The sequence below is a fragment of the Flavobacterium sp. genome, assembly GCF_043720215.1.
Classification (GTDB): Bacteria; Bacteroidota; Bacteroidia; order Flavobacteriales; family Flavobacteriaceae; genus Flavobacterium.
Window position 1 is genome coordinate 1 of sequence record NZ_JAYSSZ010000204.1, and the last position, 8661, is coordinate 8661.

Annotated in this window: 11 protein-coding genes and 1 pseudogene; 10 read left to right on the forward strand and 2 right to left on the reverse strand. The window is 28.5% G+C overall.

Annotation, left to right across the window (positions count from 1 at the left end; all coding sequences use genetic code 11):
- Window positions 1-300: 300 nt before the first annotated feature.
- The 3 genes from ACHZC3_RS09415 (at window position 301) to ACHZC3_RS09425 (ending at window position 1601) form a co-directional block, all read left to right on the forward strand.
- Window positions 301-939 carry a peroxiredoxin gene (locus ACHZC3_RS09415; RefSeq protein ID WP_091474548.1) on the forward strand — a complete coding sequence of 213 codons (639 nt, stop codon included), beginning with the start codon at window positions 301-303 and terminating at the stop codon, window positions 937-939.
- Window positions 940-1032: 93 nt separating this feature from the next.
- Window positions 1033-1341 carry a thioredoxin family protein gene (locus ACHZC3_RS09420; protein ID WP_394759612.1) on the forward strand — a complete coding sequence of 103 codons (309 nt, stop codon included), beginning with the start codon at window positions 1033-1035 and terminating at the stop codon, window positions 1339-1341.
- Between the two features lie 2 nt (window positions 1342-1343).
- Complete coding sequence (locus ACHZC3_RS09425; RefSeq protein ID WP_394759613.1) at window positions 1344-1601, forward strand: DUF6952 family protein; 258 nt, start codon at window positions 1344-1346, stop codon at window positions 1599-1601.
- Between the two features lie 32 nt (window positions 1602-1633).
- Here ACHZC3_RS09425 and ACHZC3_RS09430 read toward each other — a convergent pair whose 3' ends face one another.
- Window positions 1634-2008 carry a DoxX family protein gene (locus ACHZC3_RS09430; RefSeq protein WP_394759614.1) on the reverse strand — a complete coding sequence of 125 codons (375 nt, stop codon included), beginning with the start codon at window positions 2006-2008 and terminating at the stop codon, window positions 1634-1636.
- A gap of 218 nt (window positions 2009-2226) precedes the next feature.
- Here ACHZC3_RS09430 and ACHZC3_RS09435 point away from each other — a divergent pair, with 218 nt between their 5' ends.
- The 7 genes from ACHZC3_RS09435 (at window position 2227) to ACHZC3_RS09465 (ending at window position 8374) form a co-directional block, all read left to right on the forward strand.
- The gene (locus tag ACHZC3_RS09435) at window positions 2227-4386 is read left to right on the forward strand and encodes a TonB-dependent receptor domain-containing protein (protein ID WP_394759615.1); all 2160 of its coding nucleotides are present in this window, start codon (window positions 2227-2229) and stop codon (window positions 4384-4386) included.
- 138 nt (window positions 4387-4524) lie between these two features.
- Window positions 4525-5145 carry a hypothetical protein gene (locus ACHZC3_RS09440; protein ID WP_394759616.1) on the forward strand — a complete coding sequence of 207 codons (621 nt, stop codon included), beginning with the start codon at window positions 4525-4527 and terminating at the stop codon, window positions 5143-5145.
- Between the two features lie 13 nt (window positions 5146-5158).
- On the forward strand, window positions 5159-6502 hold the full coding sequence (locus ACHZC3_RS09445) for a 2TM domain-containing protein (RefSeq protein ID WP_394759617.1): 1344 nt from the start codon (window positions 5159-5161) through the stop codon (window positions 6500-6502).
- Window positions 6493-6813 carry a 2TM domain-containing protein gene (locus ACHZC3_RS09450; protein ID WP_394759618.1) on the forward strand — a complete coding sequence of 107 codons (321 nt, stop codon included), beginning with the start codon at window positions 6493-6495 and terminating at the stop codon, window positions 6811-6813. Before ACHZC3_RS09445 ends, ACHZC3_RS09450 begins: the two co-directional genes overlap by 10 nt.
- Window positions 6814-6853: 40 nt before the next feature.
- Entirely contained in the window at window positions 6854-7150 is a 297-nt protein-coding gene (locus ACHZC3_RS09455) for a 2TM domain-containing protein (RefSeq protein ID WP_394759619.1), read from the forward strand.
- A 2-nt stretch (window positions 7151-7152) separates the two neighbouring features.
- Window positions 7153-7467 carry a 2TM domain-containing protein gene (locus ACHZC3_RS09460; RefSeq protein WP_394759620.1) on the forward strand — a complete coding sequence of 105 codons (315 nt, stop codon included), beginning with the start codon at window positions 7153-7155 and terminating at the stop codon, window positions 7465-7467.
- 136 nt (window positions 7468-7603) lie between these two features.
- The gene (locus ACHZC3_RS09465) at window positions 7604-8374 is read left to right on the forward strand and encodes a LytR/AlgR family response regulator transcription factor (protein ID WP_394759621.1); all 771 of its coding nucleotides are present in this window, start codon (window positions 7604-7606) and stop codon (window positions 8372-8374) included.
- 65 nt (window positions 8375-8439) lie between these two features.
- On the opposite strand, the pseudogene ACHZC3_RS09470 reads toward ACHZC3_RS09465, so the two are convergent.
- A pseudogene (locus ACHZC3_RS09470) lies at window positions 8440-8661 on the reverse strand (heme A synthase); the annotation flags it as partial.

The following is an 8661-nucleotide window of genomic DNA, read 5'->3' on the forward strand; positions in this document are numbered from 1 at the left end:
CGATTAATCCGTCCGTTACTATTCATCTGTTTTATTTTTGCCTTTTCTATATGATTGTTACCAGTACTTTCTGCGCCAGAAAATGGGCATTTACCTTCGTTTGAGTTATTTTCCATTTTTTTTTTGATATTTTGATTTTAGACTTATAACAAATTTACAATAAGTAATCATAATTTTGATTAAATTCATATAGACAAATACTATTTACAAATAAGAAAATATAATTACAAACTATCGTAAATAATGTTCATTGTGCACTACTTTTGCGTCAAATTAAAATAATATTTAAACCAAATAATTATGTCATTAGTAGGTAAAAAATTTCCAAGTATTGCAGTAGATGCTATTTCTGAAATGGGAGACAATTTAAAAATCAACATTTTTGAAGAAGCTACAAAAAACAACAAAAAAGTATTATTGTTTTGGTATCCAAAAGATTTCACTTTCGTTTGTCCAACAGAGTTACACGCTTTTCAAGCTGCTTTGCCAGAATTTAATAAAAGAAATACAATTGTAATAGGTGCTTCTTGTGATACAAACGAAGTACATTTCGCATGGTTAAACACACCGAAAAATAACGGAGGAATAGAAGGAGTAACATATCCTATTCTTGCAGATACAAACCGTAATTTATCTAACATTTTAGGAATTTTAGATATAGATTCTACAAGTTATAGCGAAGAAACAGATTCAATTATTGTTGAAGGGTCTAATGTAACTTTTAGAGCAACTTACTTAATTGACGAAACTGGAAAAATCTTCCACGAAAGTGTAAACGATATGCCACTTGGTAGAAACGTAAACGAATATTTACGAATGGTTGATGCATATACACATATTCAAGAAAAAGGAGAAGTTTGTCCAGCAAACTGGGAAGCTGGTAAAGAAGCAATGAATGCCGATAGAAATAGTACTGCATCTTACTTATCGATGAACTAATAAATAACTTCAATATCAAAAGTCAATATTAATAGCAATTTAAGTAATATTCATTGGCATTGATTTTTGATATTGTTATTGAAATTTAAAAATATGTTAATAGAATTAACCGAAGATACATTACAAGACATTGTGTCAAGTAACGATAAAGTAGTGGTTCAATTTTCTGCTTCTTGGTGTGGAAATTGTAGAATTATGAAGCCGAAATTTAAGAAATTAGCATCTGAAAATGAGAATATTTCATTCGTTCTTGTTGATGCTGAAAATTCTCCCGAATCAAGAAAACTTGCAAATGTTAGTAATTTGCCAACTTTTGCCACTTTTGTAAACGGAAAATTAGTAAACGAAACCCAAACAAATAAAGCAGACGTTTTATATGAATTAGTTAACGAAATAATTTAATTATGAAGTTACCTATTATAAAACATCTAACTCAATTTATTGATGAAAATGATTCAGATTATCTAGTTGAAACCATTGAAGTTTTAGAATCATTAACTGAAGTTTCATCTCTAAAAGATGAAGAGCTAGACGTTATAGGAGAGTTAATCTCTAATATGTACGGAGCTCTTGAAGTTCATAAAATGGTCAAAGGCGGAAAAGATAAAAAAGAAGCCTTTAATGATTTTATGAAGCGAGTTCTTGGTTCTATAGACAAATAAAAAAAAATGCTTCCATTTAGGAAGCATTTTTTTTATGCAGTAAATACGCTTTTATAATTATTCCAATATCTATAAATCAAAAATAAATTGCCTAAAAAAAGAAAGAGACCAATAGGTAAATTTTCTGGTGACATATATAGATTAATTAATAAAATATTTAGAGTAACTGGTAATATTACAACATTTGCTAGCGTAACATATTTGCCAGATATATAGGAAATTCCGCAAAGTAATTCAAGAGCTTTTGCTAACGGCATTAAGTAAGTTGAAGCTATTAAACCTACATTAAATGCTTTAAAAGCTCCTGTTGTTTCGGGTTCTGGAGCAAGTTTTAAGAAAAACATTGCCGAAGCAAAAATTAATAATGCTCCCATTAATACTCTTATAATAATTGTAGCTATTTTCATAAGATTTTTATTTTTAGGTTATTATCAAAGTTACTAAAAAAAACCTTACAAAATAATTAAAAACCTAAAAATTAGATAGTTAATTAGATATGTGTTTTTCAATCTTATATATCATTAATAATCAAAAATCAATTCATCCTTAGATTTCTACAATTCAGTAACTATAAATTTTATATTTATATGTTTTGATGCAGTTTTGTATCATCAAAATAAATAGTATGAAACCAATATTTTACTTCGCAATCTTATTATTATCAATTACTTCATTTTCTCAAGCAACTATTTCTGGAAAAGTACTTGATAAGAAGAATCTTCCTATTCCAGCTGCCAATATTTTTATTGAAGGTACTTATGATGGAGCAACTAGTAACGAAAACGGAGAATTTAGTTTTGCAACAACAACTGAAGAAAATCAAGTTTTAGTAGTAAGTTTTTTAGCTTATGAAACATCAAAAATAAACTTTCAACCCAATAATTTTCAAAATCAAATTATCATACTCAAAGAAAATGTAAATACACTCGACGCAGTTGTAATTACAGCAGGAACTCTAGATTCTGGAGATAAAGCGCGAGTTTCGGTTCTAAAGCCATTAGACATTGTTACTACTGCAGGTTCTGCGGGGAATATTATTGCGGCTTTACAAACTTTGCCAGGAACCAATAATGTTGGTGAGGATGGAAGACTTTTTGTGCGAGGTGGTGAAGCAGACGAAACTCAAACTTTTGTAGATGGTATTCGTGTGGCACAACCGTATGGAGCAACTACAAATAATTTGCCAACTCGTGGACGGTTTTCTCCTTTTTTGTTTAGCGGTATTTCGTTTTCAACTGGAGGTTATTCTGCCGAATATGGAGAAGCTTTATCGAGTGTTTTGTTATTAAATACCGAAGATGAACCTGATCAAAATAAAACAAATTTGGCATTTATGACTGTTGGTTTAGGAATTGGAAACACACAAAAATGGACAAAAAGTTCCTTAAGTATAAATGCTAGTTATATAAACTTAGCTCCATATCAAGCTGTTATTAAGCAAAATGTAGAGTGGAATAAGCCTTTTCAGTCTTTGTCTGGGGAATCTATTTATAGATATAAGTTTACTAACGGAACTTTTAAATTATATGCTGCATTTGATGCTTCTAAATTTGATATAAATCAGGAAAACATAAACTATGTAGATAAAATCCGTGTGAATTTAAACAATAATAATTTTTATTTAAACTCTTCTTACAAAGGGAAATTTGGCGCAAACTGGCAAATAACAACCGGTTTGAGTTATGGTTTGAGCCAAAACAAAATAAAACTAATATTGGATGACGTCAAAAATGATGAAAACTCATTTCATTATAAATTAAAATTTAAAAAATCTATTTCTGATAGAGTAAAGTTATCTTTTGGAGCAGATTATTTTATTACTGATTTTAATGAAGATTTTACACCAAATACTGCTGCAACTTTATCTATTGAATATATAAATTCAATAGCTGCAGTTTTTACAGAAGCTGAATTGTTTTTTTCTAAGAAATTTGCTGCTAAAATTGGTTTAAGAGCCTCAAATAATAATTTGCTTAAAGAAAACACACTTTCTCCAAGAATTTCTATTGCGTATAAAATTGCAAAAAACAGTCAATTTGCATTTGCTTATGGCGATTTTACACAAACTCCAAATGCACAATATATAAAGTTTTCTAAAAATAATTTGTTCCAAAGTGAGAAAGCATCACATTATATTCTGAATTTTCAATACAATAAAGAAGGTCAAACTTTTAGAGCCGAAACATATTATAAAGATTATAGTAATTTAGTAAAATATGATACACCAACTGCTCAATATAATTCATCTTTTAGTAACAATGGATTTGGTTATTCAAAAGGATTAGATTTGTTTTGGAGAGATGGAAAATCGATAAAAAATATAGAATATTGGGCTTCCTATTCTTATATAAATACCCAAAGAGATTACAAAAACTTCTCAACAAGTGTTACACCTAGTTTTGTTGCGGATCATACTTTGTCATTGGTTACAAAATACTGGATTGATGATTGGAAATCACAATTAGGTCTAACAAACTCTTTTAGCTCGGGACGACCTTATAATAATCCCAACGAGACTCAATTTATGAACGGAAAAACTAAATCTTACAATAGTTTAAGTTTTAGCTGGGCTTATCTGCTAACTACTCAAAAGATTTTATATTTATCGGTTTCAAATGTGCTGGGTACAAAAAATGTTTATGGATATGATTATAAAAATACGCCAGAAAGTAACGGAATTTTTAATCGAAAAGAAATAACACCAACTGCTGATCGCTTCTTTTTTGTAGGTTTCTTCTGGACTATTAGTCAAGATAAAAAAGACAATCAGTTGAAGGATTTGTAAAAGAAGTATCAATTTTACAATTCATCATGAAAAAACAACAGTTCAGTCAAAATCAATTTTAAAACAATAATAACCAGCATAAATTTACATCAGAATTAAAAACAACATCAAATTAAAACAATTTAAAAAGTAGAAATTATGACAAAATTATTTATCGCAATTGCATTATTTGTAACAAGTTTAGTATGTGCACAAGGACAATTTGAGCAAGGAATGGGCAAAGCTTTTCAGTTATGGGAAGAAGGAAAAAATGGTGAAGCATCAGATATGTTTGAGCGTATTGCATCGGCAGAAAAGACAAGTTGGTTGCCTAATTACTATGTGGCATTAGTAAATACAACCGAAGCATTTAATCCAGCAAATAAAGATAAAGTAACCGTTTTATTAGATAAAGCTAACGCCGCTTTAGATATAGAATTAGCTAAAAATCCAAACAATGCCGAACTTTTAGTAGTACAAGCCATGGCAAAAACAGCTTTGTTAGTTTCTAACCCAATGGCTTACGGAATGACACTTTCTCCAAAAATTGCAGAAATTTATATGCACGCAAGTATGTTAGCTCCAGAAAATCCCAGAGTTGTTTTGTGTAAAGCAGATTTTGAAATTGGTGGAGCAAAATGGACTGGTGCCGATGTAAAACAATTATGCGGACAAGTAGGAAAATCAATCGATTTATTTGCTAAATTTAAGCCTGAAACACCTTTTTCTCCAAAATGGGGATTAGATAGAGCTACAGAAGTTTTGAAGGGTTGTAAATAACACATAAAAAAAGATGACGAGCAATAAACATATTAGACAACTTCCAAGAGCTTTTGCAATAGGTTTTACCATTTTCTGTATTATTATTTTAATTGATTTTTTAAACGGAAATAAAGTTGCCTTTAACGAAAAAATGGTATCAACGCTTTTATATACTTTGCTTTACAGTATTTCGTTATATTTTGGCAATGCATATTTATTCACCTTTTTAGATAAGTTTTTTAAAGAAGAAGGCTTTTCCAAAAGAAGAATATTGATAGGTTTTGTTTCATCATTTTTTTTATCCTTATTTGTCATTTTTCTTTTACGAATTTTTGAAAATGTTGTTATTGAAGGCAAAACTTTAAGTGAATTTTTGAAAAATGAAAAATCTTCAAACTATATTATCTCAACCATTTTTACATTCATTATTTTATTGATTGTTCATTTTATTTATTTGTACAAATGGTATCAAGAAAACAAATTAAAAGAACAAAAAATTATTGCTGGAACAGCAAACGCAAAGTTCGAGAGCTTAAAAAATCAAATAGATCCTCATTTTTTGTTTAATAGCCTAAATGTTTTGAGTTCTTTGATAGAAGAAAACCCAGAAAATGCGCAACGATTTACGACCTCATTATCTAAAGTTTATCGATATGTTTTAGAACAAAAAGACAAAGAACTTGTTTCGATAGATGAAGAACTTGCATTTGCCAAAACCTATATGAATTTGCTCAAAATGCGCTTCGAAAATAGTTTGACATACGTATTACCAACAGATAATATTAATCCAGACGCTAAAGTTGTTCCGTTATCGTTGCAATTATTATTAGAAAACACCGTAAAACATAACGTAGTTTCGGAACAAAAACCATTGCATATTAAGATTTTTATTGAAGGTGATTATTTAATTATTCAAAATAATTTTCAGAAGAAAGAAGTTTTGCAAGATAGGAGAGGAGTTGGCTTGCAAAATATTATTAATCGATATGGAATTATATCTAATAGAAAAGTGCTAATAGAACAAAATGAAAACTCATTTAGCGTAAAAATACCAATATTAACAAAACAAATCTCAGTTATGGAAACTATAAATGTAGAAAATAAAAACATGTCTTATGTGAGAGCAAAAGAACGTGTAGAAAAATTGAAAGGATTTTATGGTAACTTATTATCTTACTGCTGTGTCATTCCAATATTAATTTTTGTAAACTTAAATACAAGCTCTGGTTTTCAGTGGTTTTGGTTTCCTATGTTAGGTTGGGGAATGGGTGTTACATTTCATGCTTTTGAAACATTTGGATATGGAAAAACATGGGAAGAAAAGAAAATAAGAGAAATCTTAAATAAAAAAAATAAAACTCAAAAATGGAATTAATCATGGAAAATATAAATAAATCAGAATTTGTAGATTATATTAATGCTAAAAAAAGAGTTGAAGGCATAAAAGGGTTTTATTCACATTTAATATATTATATAATAATCAATTGCATAATTATAGTAATTAAAACTCAAAATATAGACGAAGGAGAAACCCTATGGCATGCTTTTTATGTTCCTTTTTTCTGGGGAATTGGCTTATTTTTTCATGCGATGAAAATCTTTAATTTGATTCCATTTTTGGGAAAAGCATGGGAAGAAAAAAAAATACAAGAAATTTTAGAAAATAAAAATAAATCAATTAATTAATGGCAATAATGAGTTTAAATAAGTAATTGTAAGAAAAAACATGGAAACAAATCAATATAAAATAGAAAAATATATTGCCGCAAAAAAGCAAGTCGATGAAATAAAAGGATTTTATGAGAATTTAATTTCCTTCATATTAGTAAATATTGTACTTTTAGTTATTAATTTGATTACTTCTCCAGAATATTTATGGTTCTTATGGTCATTTTTTGGTTGGGGAATAGGAATAGCTTTTCATGCAATGAAGGTTTTTAATTATATACCTTTTCTGGGTAAAAATTGGGAACAAAGAAAAATTGCAGAATATATGCAACAAGAAAACACCAAAAAACACTAACGATGGAAAACAAAGAATTAGAAGAAATACGCTACAAAGATGCTTTGAAACGTGTAAAAAAAATCAAAGGATTCTACACACATTTAACAGTTTATGTGATTATAAATATCATGATTGTTATTATAAATATTCAAAATTTAGAAATTGGAGAGAGTTACTTTAAGAAAGAAAATTTCTTTACTGCATTTTTTTGGGGAATAGGTTTAGTTGCGCATGCATTGTCTGTTTTTGGTAAGAATTTATTTTTTGGATCAGAATGGGAAGAAAAGAAAATTCAAGAACTTATAGAAAAAGACGAAAAAGAAAAATGGGAATAAAATAGTTGCAAAGGATCTAAGATACAAAGGTTCAAAGTTGCAACTGTTTCAAATATAAGTTTAAAGACTGAACTTATATTCTCATAAATTTTGTACTCAGAACCTCAGAACCTTAGCTACTTTGAACCTCGGAAAAATGACAACAATAATAATAGAAGACGAAAAACCAGCCGCAAGATTATTGCAAAGAAAACTTGATAAACTTAATATTCCGATAGGAGTGATGCTACATTCAGTTGAAGAAGCAATATCTTGGTTCTCAGCAAACAAACACCCAGATTTAATATTTCTAGATATTCAATTATCTGATGGATTATCGTTCGAGATTTTTGAACACTTTGTCAAAGCTAAATCTGAAATAAAAAGTGCTGTAATTTTTACAACAGCATATGATGAATATGCCTTGAGAGCTTTTAAATTAAACTCGATCGATTATCTTTTGAAACCCATAGATGAAGATGATTTGGAAATTGCAGTTTCAAAATTTAAAGCACGTTTACCAAAACAAGAATCATTAAAGTTAGATTTTGAAGAAATAAAAAAAATGCTAACTAATCCGTTTGATAAGAATTATAAAACACGATTTACAGTAAAAATTGGGCAACATCTCAAAGTAATTACAACAGATGAAATTGAATGTTTTTATAGCGAAAACAAGGGAACATATATTCACACATTAGACAATCGAGATTATCTAATAGATAGCACATTAGAAGTTTTAGAACAAGAATTAGATTTAAAAAATTTCTTTCGTGTTAGTCGGAAATTTATCATTCCTCTCAAGTCAATCAAAGAAATTGTATTGTATTCTAACTCAAGATTAAAAGTTGTTTTGCCAACTTATAAAGCAGAGGAAGTAATAGTAAGCCGAGAAAAAGTACAAGATTTTAAAACTTGGATAGGATAAAATAAAACTAAAGTACTTAATCATATAAACAATTATAACTATATGAATTTAAATCAATTGTGATTTTAGTATAGATTATTTCTATTGCTATTTTTTGTTTCCAAAAATAAATAAAACTGAACTCCAAAAAGAAGTGAAGCAATTACTAAATGTATAGGTTGACTACCAAAAGGAAAATCTAAATAATACATCGCTATTCCAGATAAAATTTCTATTCCAAGAAGAAATATAACCCAATTTATTTTACGAAAACCTAGATTTAATTTCCTGTTTCTTAAAAATAAAAA

Excerpts from the sequence above, each read along its gene's own strand:
- ACHZC3_RS09425 (WP_394759613.1), top strand. The coding sequence starts at position 1,344 with ATGAAGTTACCTATTATAAAACATCTAACTCAATTTATTGATGAAAAT.
- ACHZC3_RS09460 (WP_394759620.1), top strand. The coding sequence starts at position 7,153 with ATGGAAAACAAAGAATTAGAAGAAATACGCTACAAAGATGCTTTGAAA.
- ACHZC3_RS09415 (WP_091474548.1), top strand. The coding sequence starts at position 301 with ATGTCATTAGTAGGTAAAAAATTTCCAAGTATTGCAGTAGATGCTATT.
- ACHZC3_RS09450 (WP_394759618.1), top strand. The coding sequence starts at position 6,493 with ATGGAATTAATCATGGAAAATATAAATAAATCAGAATTTGTAGATTAT.
- ACHZC3_RS09440 (WP_394759616.1), top strand. The coding sequence starts at position 4,525 with ATGACAAAATTATTTATCGCAATTGCATTATTTGTAACAAGTTTAGTA.
- ACHZC3_RS09435 (WP_394759615.1), top strand. The coding sequence starts at position 2,227 with ATGAAACCAATATTTTACTTCGCAATCTTATTATTATCAATTACTTCA.
- ACHZC3_RS09430 (WP_394759614.1), bottom strand. The coding sequence starts at position 2,008 with ATGAAAATAGCTACAATTATTATAAGAGTATTAATGGGAGCATTATTA.
- ACHZC3_RS09455 (WP_394759619.1), top strand. The coding sequence starts at position 6,854 with ATGGAAACAAATCAATATAAAATAGAAAAATATATTGCCGCAAAAAAG.
- ACHZC3_RS09465 (WP_394759621.1), top strand. The coding sequence starts at position 7,604 with ATGACAACAATAATAATAGAAGACGAAAAACCAGCCGCAAGATTATTG.
- ACHZC3_RS09445 (WP_394759617.1), top strand. The coding sequence starts at position 5,159 with ATGACGAGCAATAAACATATTAGACAACTTCCAAGAGCTTTTGCAATA.
- ACHZC3_RS09420 (WP_394759612.1), top strand. The coding sequence starts at position 1,033 with ATGTTAATAGAATTAACCGAAGATACATTACAAGACATTGTGTCAAGT.